This is a genomic window from Actinomadura logoneensis (assembly GCF_003428695.1).
In the GTDB taxonomy this organism is placed as follows: Bacteria; Actinomycetota; Actinomycetes; order Streptosporangiales; family Streptosporangiaceae; genus Spirillospora; species Spirillospora logoneensis.
Map to the genome: position 1 here is coordinate 15634 of NZ_QURH01000205.1, position 15255 is coordinate 30888.

A 15255-nucleotide genomic window follows, 5' to 3' on the forward strand; every position below is an offset into this window, starting at 1 on the left:
TGCCCTGTCCCCGTCCAGCGGAGCGAAGCGATCATGAAGCCCACGATTCCCCAGCTCGTCGGCGTCGTCGCGGGTCTCCTTCTGCTCGCCTGGGGCGTCCACCGACTCGTCGCGCCGCCCGGATGCGAGGGCGCGCGCATGGGCCCGGACGACCTCTGCAAGACGTCCACGCGGGCCCGGATCTACACGCAGACGTACGACGAGCGGAAGAACGCCCTGCACAGGTGGGGTCTCGTCATGGTCGTCGGCGGTCCGGCGCTGTCCGCCGGCTGCCTGGCGGGGATGGTCGTCACGTCCCGTCGCCGCCGGGCCCGGACATCCATGGCCCGTCCGGCAGTCGATCCGCCCACCGTCGTCGATCCGCCCGTCGTCCCGTAGTCCCTCCGGCCGAACGTTTCCGCGACATCTTCCTGTAAGCCCCCCCGCCAAGGAGTCTTCAGCCCGATGCGCCACTTCATGCACGCTTGGAGAGTCGCCACCCGGACGTTCACCATCATGCTGATGGCGTTCGTCGTCGGCTTGTTCCTGACCGTGGCCTCACTCGGACGAGGCGACACCAAGAACACGCTCACCGGACTCGGCATCATCCTTTTCGCCGTGTGCGGCCTGGGCTTCCTCTACTTCGCCACGTCGCCGAGGCAATGCCCCTACTGCGCTCGTGCGCGCGCGAAGGCGGCCCAGGGGACGCATAACGCTCCCCCTATGCCGGGTACCGCGCCGCCCGCCTACGGGCAGCCGCCCTACGGCGGACCGCAGCCTCCTCCAGGCGGACAGCCTCAGCCATACACGCAGCCTCCATCCCAGTCGTATGGGCAGCCGCCCTACGGGCAGCCTCCTGCCTAACGGCTGAGCAGCGATGGCAAGGCACTCAGCGCCGGACGGTCCGTCACGACGCCCCGCCCCAGCTACTCCTGCGTGTTGTTCTCGCCCGGGACGACCAGGCCCGACTCGTACGCGAGCATCACGGCCTGGGCCCGGTCGCGGAGGTTCAGCTTCGTGAAGACCCGCGCGACGTGCGTCTTCACCGTGTGCTCGCTGACCACCAGGCGCGCGGCGATCTCGGAGTTCGAGAGGCCCGCGGCCATCAGGACGAGGACCTCGGTCTCCCTGGCCGTCAGCGTGGACAGCGCGGGCGGCGGGGTCGGGCGCGTCCGGCGCTGCTTGCTGAACTCGCGGATGAGACGGCCCGTGACCTGCGGCGCCAGCAGCGAGTCGCCGCGGGCCACGATCCGGACGGCCGAGACCAGTTCGTCGGCCGTCGCGTCCTTGAGCAGGAATCCGCTGGCGCCGACGGCGAGGGCTTCGTAGACGTACTCGTCCACGTCGAAGGTCGTCAGCACCAGGACGCGGGTGGAGCCGGTGGCCGGTCCGCCGAGGATGCGGCGGGTGGCCTCGATACCGTCCATCCCGGGCATCCGGATGTCCATGACCACCACGTCGGGGGCGTGCCGCTCGGCCAGCCGGACGGCCTCGCGCCCGTCCCCGGCCTGGCCCGCGACGGTGATGTCGGGCTGGGCGTCCAGCAGGGCCGCGAACCCGGCGCGCACGATCGTCTGGTCGTCCACGACCAGGACCTTGATCACGGTCGCGCTCCCCACCGCCACGACGTCCGCGGCGCCGGCGGTTCGGCGACCGCACGGCCGGACGGCGTCCGGCGGCGGCGAGCGGATGGCGCGGGTGCGGTCGTGTCGCCGCGGTCAGCGACTCGGCGGTCAGCGACTCGTCCCTGGGTCACCGGCGGGGTCCTCCCTCGTCAACGGAAGCTCGGCCTCCACCACGAACCCGCCGCCCGCGGCGTGTCCGGCGGAGAACCGTCCGCCCAGCATGGTCGCACGTTCCCGCATGCCGAGAATCCCGTGCCCGCCGCCCGGCTGCCCGTTCGCCGCCCCGGACGGTCCGTTGCCCGCGCCGTCCGCGCCGGCAGGTCCATATCCAAAGCCCGCCGGGACCTGCGCGGTGCCCGAAGGGCCGTATCCGGGGCCCGCCGGGACCTGCGCCGTGCCCGAGGGGCCGTATCCGGTGTTCGGCGCGCCGTTTCCGGGTTCCAGCACCGTGGTGCGGCCCGCCGCCTCGCGCGGGTCCAGGACCTGGGTCCGTCCTTCCGCGCCCTCGTCGCGGACGCGGACCGCCAGCCGGTCGGGCAGGTACGTCAACTCGATGTGGACGTCCGCGCCGGGCGCGTGCCGCCGCGCGTTGGTGAGCGCCTCCTGCACGATCCGGTACGCCGACAGCTCGACCGTCGTGGACAGGGCGCGCGGCTGCCCCTGGACGACCAGGTCGGCGCGCCCGCCCGCGCCCTGGTGCTGCTCGACCAGCTCGGGCAGGCGGTCCAGACGCGGCTGCGGCGCGGACTCCGCGCCGGCGCCCGCGTCCGCCCGCAGCACGCCGAGCAGCCGGCGCATCTCCACCAGCGCCTCGCGCGCGGTGCGGGCGATCTCCGTGTAGCCCTCGCGGGCCTCCGGCGACAGGTTCTCCATCGTGTACGGCGCGGTCTCCGCCTGAACGGCGATCATCGACACCGAGTGCGCCACGACATCGTGCAGCTCGCGGGCGATGCGGGCCCGCTCGCGCATCACGGCCTGCTCCCGCTGGACGGCGTTCAGCCTGGTCAGGGTCTCGTTGTTGCGCTCCTCGGCGGCGGCCTCGGTGCGTCCGGCGCGCTCGACCGTGCGGCGCGCGTCGCCCAGGCCGATCGCGGCAAGGACGGCGACGACGGCCGCGGGCCAGGGGATGTCGCTGAGCGTGTCGGTGGCGAGGTACACCACGGCGACGGTCACCACGCTGCCCACGGCGAGCACCCCGGCCGACTGGCGCGGTAGCTGCCGGGCCAGCGCGTACAGCGTGTAGAGGGCCGCGAGGACGGTCGTGACCAGCAGCTCCTGCCCGGTGAGCAGGCTCGCCGCGAACGCCCCGAGCGCGACGGCCGCGACCGGCCGCAGGTACTCGCGGCGCCAGATCAGCGGCAGCGTCGAGGCGACCGCGAAGCCGCCGGCCACGCTGATCGGCGTCCGGACGCCCGGTGCGAGTTCCGCGAGCGCCGCGAGCGTGAGCGCGAACCCCGTCAGCGGTGCGAAGTACCAGGACTCGGTGAACTCCCGCCATCCGTTGATCCACCGGGGAAGCGGCGCGGTCACGGTCGTGGACGCCGCGCCGCCGGGGCCTCCCGGCGCTGCGCCCGGGTGTCCGCCGCCCGGATGCTGACCCGGCGCGCCGGGCGCCACCGGGACGCGAGGACCGTTGAGACGGGCCGAGACGCGCCGTCCGAGCGGGCGCAGCAGCGTGCCGAGGCCGGTCAGGATCCAGAGCAGCAACTGCCCGACGCCGGCGACGACCCGTCCGGACAGCAGCCACGCGTGGCGGGCGAGGGCGGGGCCGAACGCGGTCGGCGGTGCGGGGTGCTCGGGATGGTCGTCGCTGGTCACCCTTCCAGTTTGACCCCAGGACGCGGTGCCACACCTCACCGTGCGGAGCCATGCGGAGGACGCGTATCCCCCTGGAGGACGACATGCGTTCCCTCCCTGAGGGGGACGTCAGGCAGGGAGCCGCCACCGTAGTGTCTTAACCGTGACCGACGCGGCGGCGTCGCCGGCTTAGGGGGTTCGGCGGGCCACCGAGGTCACGCGGTGCCGTCCGGTTTTCAGGGGTCCGGTCGGCGTGCATGGAAGGCGCCCCGCGTCGGCCGGCCAGCCTCCCTCCGGGGGCATCGCCGGTCTTGCCTGGGCTGGGGTCGATCCGGCATCCGGCCGGCCGGCGAGGGGAGCTGCCTTCCCATGATCCGCACGCATCCGTGATCCGAACCCCTCGGTGATCCGAACCCCTCGGTGATCCGAACCCCTCGGTGATCACCTGCGTGGTCGCGATCCGCCACGCGCCCATGATCTGTACGCGGCCTTTGCCCGCCGCTCCCCCGCCTCGCGCCCGTCCCGCCGGAGAATCGTTGTCCGGGGGGATTCATGATCTTTCAACGGCACGGCGCGCGCACCATCGCTCTCACCGTCATCCCGCCGCTCGCCACGGCGGCCCTGACGGCGGCATCGCTGACCACCACGACTCTCACCACACCCGCCTCAGCCGCCTCAGCCGAGCCGGGCGAAGTCATCACCGCCTCCGGCCGAGCGGTCGCGGTCTCCGGCCGGGCCGTTGGGACGGCCGGGGTGAGGGAGTGCTGGTGCTGGCGGTTTGTTCGGCCTGAGGGACTTCCGGGTGAATCCGTTTTGTCCGGGATCACCGCGCCGTCCCACAAGAACGGGTGGGCCGTGGGACATCTGGGCTCCGAACCGCTCGCCCTGCGCTGGACGGGCGTCCGCTGGCGCCGCACTCCGCTGCCGCTGCCCGACGGCACCCGCCTCGGCGGGGTCTCCGCCGTGTCGGCGCACGACGCGTGGATCGTCGGAACGGGCGCCGACGGCAACGCGCGGACCGTCCGCTGGGACGGACGCTCCTGGCGGCCGGGCGCGCTTCCCGGCAGCGGCGGGAAGCCGATCACCGCGAACAGCGTGGCCGCACGGACCCGTTCGGACGTCTGGGCGGTCGGCAGCTCCAACGGCTTCGCCGGGAGCATGGCCGTGGCCTGGCACTATGCCGGACGGTCCTGGTCCGTCACGCCCGTTCGCTCAGCCCCCGGCAGCACCCTGCGCGCCGTGGCCGCCGATGCTCGGGACGACGCGTGGGCCGTCGGCGTCACCGGGAACCGCCAGCTGCTGCTCCACTGGAACGGCCGCTCCTGGAGCCCCACGCCTCCGCCGCAGTCGGCACCGAACGGCACACCGGTCAGCGTCGCCGCCATCGCGCGCGACAGCGTGTGGGCGGTCGGCGCCACCCCGTCGGGCGCACCGCTCATCGAGCACTGGGACGGCCACGGCTGGTCGCTCTTCCCCGCACCGCTCCCTGGTGGCCACGGCTCCGGCCGAGAGGATCGGCAGGCGCCCACCGGCGCCACCGCCGTCGTCACGGACGGCGCGAGAGGCGTCTGGATCTCCGGCATGGCCGCCGGTTCCCGGCCCTATCTCGCGCACTTCAACGGGATGACCTGGGACGTCTCCCGCCCGCCGCTCCCGAGGACGTCCGCCGGTGACTTCGCGTCGGTCAACGCGCTGACCCATGTGCCCCACACCCGCGAGGTCCGCACGGCCGGTGCGTACCGGAGGCGGGACAGCCTGCTGACCAGCGCTCTGACCTGGACGAACGCTCCCCGCCCGCGCTGACGGCCAAGCGGGCGCCGTCACCCCGCGCGTAGCGCTGCGGCGAGGGCCGGCGGCTGAGATCACCCTGGGAGCGAGCACAGCGGCCGAGAGCCGAAGCGCCGGTAAAGCGCGTCGCCGGTGGGACGCCGTCCAGTTCCAGGGAGTCGCCCCACCGAGAGCAGGCCTGGAGAGTCCGGGCCAGGAGAGGCCAAGCCCAGGGAGCCAAGGCCCGGGAGGCCCAGGCCCAGGCCCAGGCCCAGGCCCGGGAAGCCCAACACCGCCCGCGAGAGCCCAGGGAGCCCGGGGACGGGGACTCAAGTCGGCGGGCTCGGGCCGGGGACCTCAGGCGGTGGCGGCCAGGCGGGGGACCTCAGGCGGGTGGGACACGGGCCGCCGCGGGGTGTCAGGCGGTGGGGGTCGTGGCCTGGGCGCCGGATCGGTCGATGTCGGGTTCGAGGTAGATGAGGCGCGCCTCGGGGAAGCGGGCGCGGACCTTCTCCTCGGCGGCGTCGATGCCGCGGGCGATCTCGGCGGCGGTCTCGTCGTGGTGCACGGCGATCTTGGCGGCGATGAGGAGTTCCTCGGGGCCCACGTACTCGGTGCGGATGTGGATCACGCGGTCCACCTCGGGCACCGACTCCAGGGTCTCGATGATCTTGCTCTGGGTCTCCGGGTCGACGCCCTCGCCGATCAGCAGGCTCTTGGTCTCGATCGACAGGACGGTCGCGACGGCCGCGAGCAGCACGCCGATCGCGATCGTGCCGACACCGTCCCAGACGCCGTCGCCGGTGAGCACCGCGAGGCTGACGCCGAGCAGCGCCAGGATCAGGCCGATGAGCGCCGCGGCGTCCTCCAGCAGGACGACGGGCAGCTCGGGGGCCTTGGCGCGCCGGACGTACTGGACCCACGAGCGGCTGCCGCGGGTGTGGTTGGCCTCGTTGATCGCCGTCCGGAAGCTGAAGCTCTCCAGCAGGATCGCGATGATCAGGACGGCGAACGCCCAGACCGGGGACTCGACCTTCTCCGGGTGCTGGATCTTGTGCACGCCCTCGTACAGCGAGAACGCCGCACCGACGGTGAACAGGACCACCGCCACGATGAAGGCGTAGAAGAAGCGTTCGCGGCCGTAGCCGAACGGGTGCCGCTCGTTGCGCTGGCGCTCGGAGCGCTTGCGCCCGACGAGGAGCAGCACCTGGTTGCCCGAGTCGGCGACCGAGTGGATGCCCTCGGCGAGCATCGAGGACGAGCCCGTGAAGGCGAACGCGACGAATTTCGACACCGCGATCCCGAGGTTCGCCCCCAGGGCCGCGATGATCGCCTTGCCTCCGCCTTCAGCACTCATACGTCCGCAATCCTCGCCTTCAGCTCCTGAATGGTGGCCACCGGCGTCGGGTCGACGCCCAGTGCGATCGCCAAGTAAACCGTGACATAGTCGGCAACGGCTACAAGTGTCGCCATTCTCTCGAGCGGGTGCTCGCCCTCCGCCCGGATCTCGGTGACCGGCACGCCGCGCGCCGCGGCCAGCTCGACCGACACCTCGCGCCGCTTGGCGACCTGCGGATGCTCGTCGGTGTCGCGCATCAGGACCAGGTGCAGCCCGTGCTCGGCCTCCTCGCCGCGGTCGCGGAAGAAGTCGTCCGGATCGCCCGCGCCCGCGGCCCTGCCGAAGAACCCGTCGAAGGCGACGACCTGGTTGTGGTTCGCCTCGGGCAGCTCGCCGAAGACGCCGGGGTACTTGGCGTTCTCGTTGAGCTGGGAGCACATCCGGTAGGCGGCGGTGCCCGCGATCGGCGAGGAGCCCCACACCATGGGGACGTCGCCGACCAGGTCGAGCGCGATGCGCTTGGCCGGGTTCACGAAGGGCTCGCTGTCGGGGCGGCAGCGGTACGCGACGTCCTCCAGCCGGGTGGCGGTGGACTCCAGCACCGCGTCCGGGACGTCCGCCAGCCGCAGCGCCCGGGCGGCCATCAGCAGGGGGACGGTCAGCCCCCAGAGCGTCGCGCGCGGCTGCCCCACCGACCGGACCGGCACGAACAGGCCGCGGGCCCGTTCGGCGAGCCCGGCGAGGGGCGAGTCGGCGCCGCCGACCAGCAGCAGGCGGCAGCCGCGCCGGGCGGCCTCCGCGGCGACGGCCAGGGTCTCCTCGGTGCCGCCGGAGCAGGACACCGCGATCACCAGGTCGGCCGCGCCGACCCAGCCGGGCAGCCGGTACCCGCGGACGGTCAGCACCGGCACCGGGCAGCCGGGCCCGCACACGGCGGCCAGCACGTCACCGGAGATGGCGGAGCCGCCCATCCCGGTCACCACGACCGCGCGGGGACGGCCGTCGGCCGCGATCCGCTCGATCCCGGCCTCGGCGGCCAGCAGCCGCGCCTCGCGGATCTGCGCGGCGGACGAGGCGACCTGGCGGAGCATCCCGCCCGGGTCGGCGGCCTCCGTCGCCGCGGCGGTCTCGAGCCGGGACTCGTCGACGCCGGGGCGGGCGGCGGCCGGCGGAGCGTCCCGCCCCTCCGCTGCGGTGCTCACGAGGTGGGCGTCCGGGCCTCGTCCACGAGGAGGACCGGAATGTCGTCGCGCACCGGGTAGGCGTACTTGCACGTCCCGGTGCAGACCAGCTCACCGGCCTTGTCGTCCTGTTCCAGCGCGCCCCCGCAGTTGGGGCAGGCGAGGATCTCCAGCAGCCAGGAGTCGAGCTTCATCGTCACTTCTCCCTCACGATCGCCAGGACCTCGTCGCGCACCTCGGCCATGGTCGTCTCGTCGTCGGCCTCCGCGTTCAGGCGGAGCAGCGGTTCGGTGTTGGACGGGCGCAGGTTGAACCACCAGGTGTCGGTGCCGACGGTGAGCCCGTCGAGCTCGTCGACCGTCACGCCCGGGCGGCCCTCGAACGCGGCGCGGACGCGGGCGGTGGCGGCGTCCTGGTCGGCGACCTCGCTGTTGATCTCGCCGGACGCCGCGTACGGGCTGTACTCGGCCAGCAGCCGCGACAGCGGGCCGGACTGGGTGCCGAGCGCCGCGAGCACGTGCAGCGCGGCGAGCATGCCCGAGTCGGCGAACCAGAAGTCCTTGAAGTAGAAGTGCGCCGAGTGCTCGCCGCCGAACACCGCGCCGCTCTCGGCCATCGTCTGCTTGATGAACGAGTGCCCGACGCGGGTGCGCACCGGCGTGCCGCCGTGCGCGGAGATGATCTCCGGGACGGCCTTGGAGGTGATCAGGTTGTGCACGATCGAGGCGCCCGGGTGCTTGGCGAGCTCGCGCACCGCGACCAGCGCGGTGATCGCGGACGGGGAGACGATCTCGCCCCGCTCGTCGACCACGAAGCAGCGGTCGGCGTCGCCGTCGAAGGCCAGGCCGATGTCGGCGCCGGTCTCGCGGACCTTGGCCTGCAGGTCGCGCAGGTTCTCCGGCTCGATCGGGTTCGCCTCGTGGTTGGGGAACGTGCCGTCCAGCTCGAAGTACAGCGGCACCAGGTCGATCGGCAGTCCCTCGAACACGGTCGGGACGGTGTGCCCGCCCATGCCGTTGCCCGCGTCGACGACGACCTTCAGCGGCCGGATGCCGGACAGGTCGACCAGCTTCTTCAGGTGCTCGGCGTACCCGGGCAGCATGTCCTGCCGGGTGACGGAGCCGGGCTCGCCGTCGTAGGCGGGGACGCCGTTCTCGACCATCTCGCGGATCTCGGTGAGCCCGGTGTCGCGGCCGACGGGGCGCGCCCCGGAGCGGCACAGCTTGACGCCGTTGTACCGGGCCGGGTTGTGGCTCGCGGTGAACATCGCGCCGGGGACGTCGAGCGCCCCGGAGGCGTAGTAGAGCAGGTCGGTGGAGCCGAGGCCCGCCTCGACCACGTCGGCGCCCTGGGAGGTGGCGCCGCGCGCGAACGCGGCGGCCAGCGGCTCGGACGAGGTGCGCATGTCGTGGGCCGTGACGACCTTGCGCGCGCCGGTCACCCGGACGAAGGCCGCGCCGACGCGCTCCACGGTCTCGGCGTCGAGCTCGTCCGGGACCACGCCCCGGATGTCGTACGCCTTGAAGATCTTGGCGAGGTCGCCCACTCCTGCTCCCCGGTTTGCCGACACTGACGGGACCCGAGCCTACCGGCGGCGGGCACCGGGCAGCGGAGCACACCCGGCCTGTGGATAACTCCGGGACCTCCCGCGCCTCGCCGGTGGTACCCGCGAGAGCCTCCGCTTACCCTCCCCGGCGGCCCCAGCCCGCGTCCGGCCCATCCGATGGGCCCGAGGTGCCGGCCGCCCGCCGCGAGCACCTGGCCGGTGACCTGAGGGCCTCCGCAGGGCGGCGCCCAGAGGGTGAACCGGTGATCGATGCCGTGACGGCCTCGAAACCGGTCGGCTAATGCCCTGGACGAATCGACCCCCGCCGCACGACGGAACGGCTGGGGGCGGCCCGGCGCGGGGTGGACTAGTCGGTGCTGCGCAGGACGCGGAGGTGGCCCTTGCGGCCGACCTCGGTGGCCTGCCCGACGGGTTCCTCGCGGTCGGCGCCGGGGGCCGGACGACCCGCCTCGCGGACGGCGTCGGCGAGGGCCTCCAGGTCGTCGGCGCTGGGCTCGGTCTCGGTCTCGACGGGAAGGCGGACCAGTTCCCAGCCCATGGGCGCGGTGAGCCGCTCGGAGTGCTCCGCGCACAGGTCGTAGCAGTGCGGCTCGGCGTACGTGGCGAGCGGCCCCAGGACCGCGGTCGAATCGCGGTACACGTACGTGAGCGTGAAGACTGCGGGCGCCTTGCAGGCGGTGCGGGAGCAGATGCGGACGGGGCTCACGATGGCCGACCGTACCCCGCCGCGACGGCGTCCGCCACCACCGCGCGGCACGTGTCGCCGTTACCGGTCGATTTCCGCGATAACGATCACAATCCGTGAGGGCGCCGGGCGGGCGGGGCGAAAGCGTGCGCGGGGGTACTCTGGACGGGTGCGATCCCGTGTGGCAGGCGCGGGCCGCCCTTCGGCAGGCCCACAGACCCGGCGCCGCGACCGGCACGGCCGCGGCCTGCGCGGTCCGCTGACGCCGCCGCGCTCCCCGATCTCGCGCACCCGCGCCGAACGGTTCGACGACCTGGTGGCCGACGAGGTGCGCCGCATCGCGCAGCGCTGGGGCCGGGAGCTGGCCCAGGTCGAGTTCGCGGTCGAGGACGTCCCCGAGACCCCGCTCCCGCCGGACGGCCCGGTGCCGCTCGGCGCGACGCTGCCCGGCGAGGGGGGCCGTCCCGTCCGGGTGGTGATCTACCGGCGGCCCGTCGAGGCGCGCGCGACGACCGAGCGCGACCGGGCCCGGCTCGTCCGCGACCTGCTGGTCGAGGAGGTCGCCGACCTGCTGGGAATGTCCCCCGAGACGGTGGATCCGAGCTACGAGGAGTAGCCCCTCCCCTGTCCTCAATCGGCCGATGGCCGGGTCCTTCCGGCGACTGCCGTGATCAGTCCAGCGTGTGCGGGGTGTCGTGCGCGGGCGGGAGCGTCCGGGCGAGCGGGGACGGGGGCACGGGTGCGGCCGTGACCAGCCCGGACGCGACGAGCGTGCTGCCGGTGTAGAGCGGGCCGTCCGCGTCGATGCGGAGGCCGGTTGCGGCCAGTCCTCTCGTCCCGGGCAGGAAGAAGGGCGTCTCGACGGTCCGGCCCGCCGGGACGGCCATGGTGCGGGGACTGTCGGAGCCGGCGGGCGTCAGGGTGACGGTGACGGTGCGGGTGAGCGCGGTCATGATCAGCTTTCCGCCCGGCCGGGCGTCCGGCAGCGAACCCGGTCCGGTTCCGGGGCCGAGGGGCGCGGCCGATGTGCCGAAGGCCACATCCGGTCCGCGCGTGGCGGTGAACCCGGCGACGACGGGCCTGTCCGCGTCGACCAGGACGGCCGCCGGACGTCCCGACAGGGGTTCGCGCAGGTCGAACGTGGTGACGGTGCGGGGTTGACCGGCGGACGCGCCGTCCGGCCCCGCCACCGGCACGGTCCCGTCCGGGCCGACGAGGCGGACGCGGATCCTGGCGGCCTCCTCGCCCGGCACGGCGACGAGCAGCCGGCGGTCGCCCGGGCCGTCCGGCACGCCGGGCAGCACCAGCGACGTCGCGGGTGTCGGGGAGACCGGCTCCCAGTCGATCCCGCGGCCCGAGGAGACCCGGACGCGCAGGGCGGCGGCGACGCGTCCGGACGTGGCCCGCACGCGCAGCGCGAGATCGCGTGCCGCCTGCACGACCTCCCCCAGCCCCTCGCGGGAATGGCCGATCCGCACGACGCGCGTGGTGTGCGGCGCCACCGCGACGCCCTGGCCGTCGAGGGTGTCCAAGGGGCCCTCCCCCGAAAGGGCGGTCAGGTCCACCGAGGCGGGGTTGTCGTCCACGTTGGTCAGGCGGAGCCGCAGGTCTTCGGCGGCGAGCGGGCCGGGCCCGAGGAACCACTGGTCGAATCCCGGTTGGACGCAGCGCGCGGCGGCGAGTCCCCGATCGCGCCCGTCCGGCCAGACGGTCGTCCAGCGCGCGGTGAGGCCGGCGGCCAGGTCCCCTTGCGCGCGCACGAGGATGTCGGACCTGTCATGGGCGCCGACATCGCCGGTCCAGTGCTGTCCCGGCGAGGTGAGCTCGGCCGGACGCGGCCCTTGGACGGACACTCGCCCACGCGCGTCGGGCACCGGTGCCGTCTGGACGGCCACGCGTCCGGCCTCACCACCAGGGCAGGCCAGCACAACGCTCTTGACTGCCTGCCGCACAGGCGCATCCGAGGATTCGCCACTCGGACGGGTCACAGTGGCAAGGCCGTAGAGCGCGGCCAAGGCCACCGGTGCCGTCGCAGCCACGACGTAGCGGTTTCTGAGCATTCCCGGTTCGAACTTCACGACCGCTCCTCGTCCGTCACACTCGGGGCGGCCTTGCCTAGCGCGGCTGGCGGCTCGGCCTCGTGCGCGCGCGAGGGGCGCGCCTCCGTCGGGTCTGCGGCGGAGGTCTCCGCAGAACGCTGGGCCTTCCGCGTCTTGGCGTGGGACGCCTGACGATGGCGTCGGCCCACGGATTCATCCGGTTTCCTGCGGATCTGGCGGGCGGCACGCCGCAGTGCCGTGGCAGCGGTCGTCGGAGCCCGGCGGGCGTGCGAGCGCGTCTGGCGGGATGCCGCCGGGTCCGGCTCGTCCGCGCGCGCACCCGGCAGAGCCAACACCAGGACGACCAGGACCGCCACGCCTTGGACCCCCACCCAGATCCGACGCGTGAGCATGCCGTGCGACAGGGCGAACGTCCCGCCCGACGCCGGGATCTCGTACGCGCGCGACCAGCCGTTCACCGCGCGGCCTTTCAGCGGGTGTCCGTCAAGGGTGGCGTGCCAACCGCCATCGTCCGGTTCGGCGACGGTCAGCGTCCGAGGGCCGGTTCCCGGCGGGACGCGGACGCTCGTCCGGGCGGCGCGCGTCCCGCCGGGCAGGATCTTGACCGTCCGACCGCCCTGGGCCTGGTCCTGGAGCGTGAGGCGTCCGGCGGGCGCGCGGACCTCCCAACTTGCGAAGTCGGCCGTGCGGCTCTGCCGGTTCAGTTCGGGCGAGGCGTCCAGCACCGGGGTCAGCGGATCGTCGGCGGGGTGCCTGACCAGGAGATACCGGACGCCGAGGGCGCTGAGCCCCGAGGCTTCGCCGGTGTCCGTGCCGCCCGCGAGGCCGGACACGAGGGCGTCCAGCCGGTCGCGCGCGGACGCGTCGTCCGGCATCGAGGCGTCGGCGGGGCCAGGGGCCGCGCCGCGCAGGACGGTGTAGTCCACCCGGCCGGACGGCTCGTGCCGCAGCACGACCGTGCGCGCACCCGTCGAATCGCGCAGAAAGACCGGGACGGTATCGGGGTCGAAGCGGCGGAGCGGACCGTCCACGCCGTCCACCACCCAGACGGCGGCGGCGAGCACGGGCGTCACGCACGCCACGCCGAGCACCAACGCCCCTCCTGCGCGCGCGAAGCGGGCCGTCCCTGCGACGGCGAATGCCGCCCGTCGTACGCCGACCGAAGCGGCCAGCAGTGCCCCGGCCGCCGCGAACAGCAGCGGCACACCGGGCCAGTAGGGCGCGCTGTCGGCCCCGGACACGGCGGTAAGGCCGCGCAGCAGGATGGCCGTCAGCAACCCGAACAGGGCCAGTGCCCAACCGGTCAGGACGAGTCCGCGTCGCGTGCGCGCGAGGAGAGCCACGAGTGCGGCGAGCCCGAGTCCGATCGCAGCCCAAGGCACGGCGGAACCGGCCGGGCCGTCCGGACTGCTCGGAACCAGCCCGAGCAGGTCGGCGGCCCCCGCGGGCGCGCGTCCAGGCGGCAACGGCCCGGCCTCCAGCAGGAAACGCGACGGATGCAGGAGGAGACCCACCGTCCACGGGCCGAGCAGAACGGGCGGCACGGCGACGACGATCAGCATGTTGCGCGCGCCGCGCTCCACCGGAAGCCCGCGCGGCGCGGTGGCCAGCGCCGCAGCCGAGACGACCATGAACCACGTCAGCGGCACGAAAGCCATGGCGATGGTCAAGAGCAGTGCCGCGCCCCAAGCTGGGCGTCCTGATGCGCGATTGTCCACAGCGTCGGTAAAGGCGCTGTGGGCGAGGAGCGCGAGCAGAGGCAGCAGGGCAATGACGATGGCCGTACCGAGCCGTCCGTCCGCGATCGCGCCGGTGGCTGTGGGCAGCAGGGCGTAGGTGCCCGCCACCCATAGGCGCAACGCCGCGCGGTAAGGCGTGCGTGGCGGGATGAGGCGACGGGCCGCGAGCAGCGCGGTCACACCCGCCAGCGGAACACTGCCCAGCAGCAGGACACTGACGGCCAGCCACGGCTTGCCGAACGCAAGCGTGGACACCATGGCGAGCACGGCCACCCAGGGCGGCGTCCCCGCATCGGTGCCAAGCCCGGTCGGATGCCAACCGGCCGCATAGGCGGCCCAGAGGTCGGACGCACCACCCGTCGCCGGGGTCAACGCGCCCCCCGTGAGACGAGGACCGGCCGTGACCACCGAACGTTCCGCGACGACGGCCACGACGGTGAGCGCGAGGACGAGCAGCACGCCCGGGCGCGCGAGGAAGCGCCGTAGAAGCACTCGCAGGCTGGCGTCACCCTGCGGCGACGCATCGCGTTCGGCCGCGCGCCGGGCGTCCCGCCGGGCGAGCCAGACGTGCAGCGCCTCGTTCGCGCGCCTGCGCGCCACTCCGTGCGCCATCAGGCTCCGCTGGATGTACCGGTGCGCGTGCCTGCGGCCCTCCGACCGCGCGGACCGTGCGCGCCACAGCCGCCTCGGCGAGCGCAGGACGGCCATGAGCGCGCCGAACTCCTGCTTGGCCGCCTCCGGCCGTTTCAGGACCAGCATCCACGCGATCTGCAGCGCCGTGGACCACAGGACGCGCACGAACGTCCCCGGCAGCGCCCGTGCGGGGCGGTTGGCGAGCAGGGTCAGCAGCGCGTTGCGGCGGTCGAGGCGGCGGACCGGTTCGCCGGTCACCGCGTTCGCGCGCAGACCGCGCCGCGCGGCCTCGGCGTGCCGGACGACCGCGCGCGTCACGACGACCACCCGCCGTCCGGCCGCGTGCGCGCGGAAGCACAGGTCCGCGTCGTCGCGGAACAGCCCGAACGAGGGGTCCAGGCCGCCGAGCCGGTCCCACAGGTCCCGGCGGACGAGCATCCCGGCGGTGCTCACCACGAGGACGTCCCGGTCGCCGTCGTGCTGCCCCTGGTCGAAGTCGCCGGCGTCGATGCCGGTGTCGCGGCGTCCGGCGCCGTCCATCGACTCCCCCACGGAGAGCAGGACGCGGGGGTCCGTCCACTCGCGCAGCTTGGGCCCGAGCACCCCGATGCGCGGATCGGCGTCGGCGGCGGCCAGCAGGCGCGCGAGGGCGTCGGGCGCGGGAGCGGAGTCGTCGTGCAGCAGCCACACCCATTCGACCCGGTCCGCCCGCTCCTGCGAGACCTCCGCGTGCCCCACGCCGTTCGCAGGCGACGCGGAGGACGCGGAACGCGCAGGGGTCGAGGAGCGCGCGGCGTTCGCGGCGGGCGCGGGGTTCGCGGAGGGCGCGGGGTTCGCGGCGGGCGCGGGGTTCGCGGCGGGCGCGGGGTTCGCGGAGGGCGCG

The 15255-nt window shown here is 74.1% G+C and carries 12 protein-coding genes; 3 read left to right on the forward strand and 9 right to left on the reverse strand.

What is annotated here, in order from left to right:
* Window positions 1-33 precede the first annotated feature (33 nt).
* A complete protein-coding gene (locus DZF91_RS11385) occupies window positions 34-378 on the forward strand; it encodes a hypothetical protein (protein WP_117357442.1) in 345 nt (114 codons plus the stop codon).
* Between the two features lie 527 nt (window positions 379-905).
* Here DZF91_RS11385 and DZF91_RS11395 read toward each other — a convergent pair.
* On the reverse strand, window positions 906-1583 hold the full coding sequence (locus tag DZF91_RS11395; RefSeq protein ID WP_199486559.1) for a response regulator transcription factor: 678 nt from the start codon (window positions 1581-1583) through the stop codon (window positions 906-908).
* A 129-nt stretch (window positions 1584-1712) separates the two neighbouring features.
* Window positions 1713-3422 carry a sensor histidine kinase gene (locus DZF91_RS41085; RefSeq protein ID WP_199486560.1) on the reverse strand — a complete coding sequence of 570 codons (1710 nt, stop codon included), beginning with the start codon at window positions 3420-3422 and terminating at the stop codon, window positions 1713-1715.
* An 834-nt stretch (window positions 3423-4256) separates the two neighbouring features.
* On the opposite strand from DZF91_RS41085, the gene DZF91_RS11405 reads away from it, so the two are divergent.
* On the forward strand, window positions 4257-5204 hold the full coding sequence (locus tag DZF91_RS11405; protein WP_147341104.1) for a hypothetical protein: 948 nt from the start codon (window positions 4257-4259) through the stop codon (window positions 5202-5204).
* 382 nt (window positions 5205-5586) lie between these two features.
* On the opposite strand, the gene DZF91_RS11410 is transcribed toward DZF91_RS11405, so the two are convergent.
* The 5 genes from DZF91_RS11410 to DZF91_RS11430 all read right to left on the reverse strand — a co-directional run bounded on the left by DZF91_RS11410 (window position 5587) and on the right by DZF91_RS11430 (window position 9961).
* A complete protein-coding gene (locus DZF91_RS11410; RefSeq protein WP_117357445.1) occupies window positions 5587-6525 on the reverse strand; it encodes a cation diffusion facilitator family transporter in 939 nt (312 codons plus the stop codon).
* Complete coding sequence (locus DZF91_RS11415) at window positions 6522-7709, reverse strand: bifunctional phosphoglucose/phosphomannose isomerase (RefSeq protein ID WP_235834211.1); 1188 nt, start codon at window positions 7707-7709, stop codon at window positions 6522-6524. The genes DZF91_RS11410 and DZF91_RS11415 overlap by 4 nt, the downstream gene beginning before the upstream one ends.
* Window positions 7706-7888 (reverse strand): Trm112 family protein, encoded by a 183-nt coding sequence (locus tag DZF91_RS11420; RefSeq protein WP_117357446.1) that lies wholly within the window; start codon window positions 7886-7888, stop codon window positions 7706-7708. The genes DZF91_RS11415 and DZF91_RS11420 overlap by 4 nt, the downstream gene beginning before the upstream one ends.
* Window positions 7885-9234, reverse strand: coding sequence for a phosphomannomutase/phosphoglucomutase (locus DZF91_RS11425; protein ID WP_117357447.1), 1350 nt, complete (start codon window positions 9232-9234; stop codon window positions 7885-7887). The genes DZF91_RS11420 and DZF91_RS11425 overlap by 4 nt, the downstream gene beginning before the upstream one ends.
* 367 nt (window positions 9235-9601) lie before the next feature.
* A complete protein-coding gene (locus DZF91_RS11430; protein ID WP_117357448.1) occupies window positions 9602-9961 on the reverse strand; it encodes a DUF3499 domain-containing protein in 360 nt (119 codons plus the stop codon).
* Window positions 9962-10109: 148 nt separating this feature from the next.
* Here DZF91_RS11430 and DZF91_RS11435 point away from each other — a divergent pair, with 148 nt between their 5' ends.
* A complete protein-coding gene (locus DZF91_RS11435) occupies window positions 10110-10556 on the forward strand; it encodes a metallopeptidase family protein (RefSeq protein ID WP_235834212.1) in 447 nt (148 codons plus the stop codon).
* Between the two features lie 55 nt (window positions 10557-10611).
* On the opposite strand, the gene DZF91_RS11440 is transcribed toward DZF91_RS11435, so the two are convergent.
* Window positions 10612-11700: a DUF5719 family protein gene (locus DZF91_RS11440; RefSeq protein ID WP_147341105.1), complete on the reverse strand. Its 1089-nt coding sequence runs from the start codon at window positions 11698-11700 to the stop codon at window positions 10612-10614.
* 314 nt (window positions 11701-12014) lie between these two features.
* A partial coding sequence (locus DZF91_RS11445) for a glycosyltransferase family 2 protein (protein WP_117357451.1) occupies window positions 12015-15255 on the reverse strand: 3241 nt, incomplete at its 5' end.

What these genes read in the sequence shown, in the direction of transcription:
- DZF91_RS11385 (WP_117357442.1), top strand. Translation starts at nt 34, where the DNA reads ATGAAGCCCACGATTCCCCAGCTCGTCGGCGTCGTCGCGGGTCTCCTT.
- DZF91_RS11410 (WP_117357445.1), bottom strand. Translation starts at nt 6,525, where the DNA reads ATGAGTGCTGAAGGCGGAGGCAAGGCGATCATCGCGGCCCTGGGGGCG.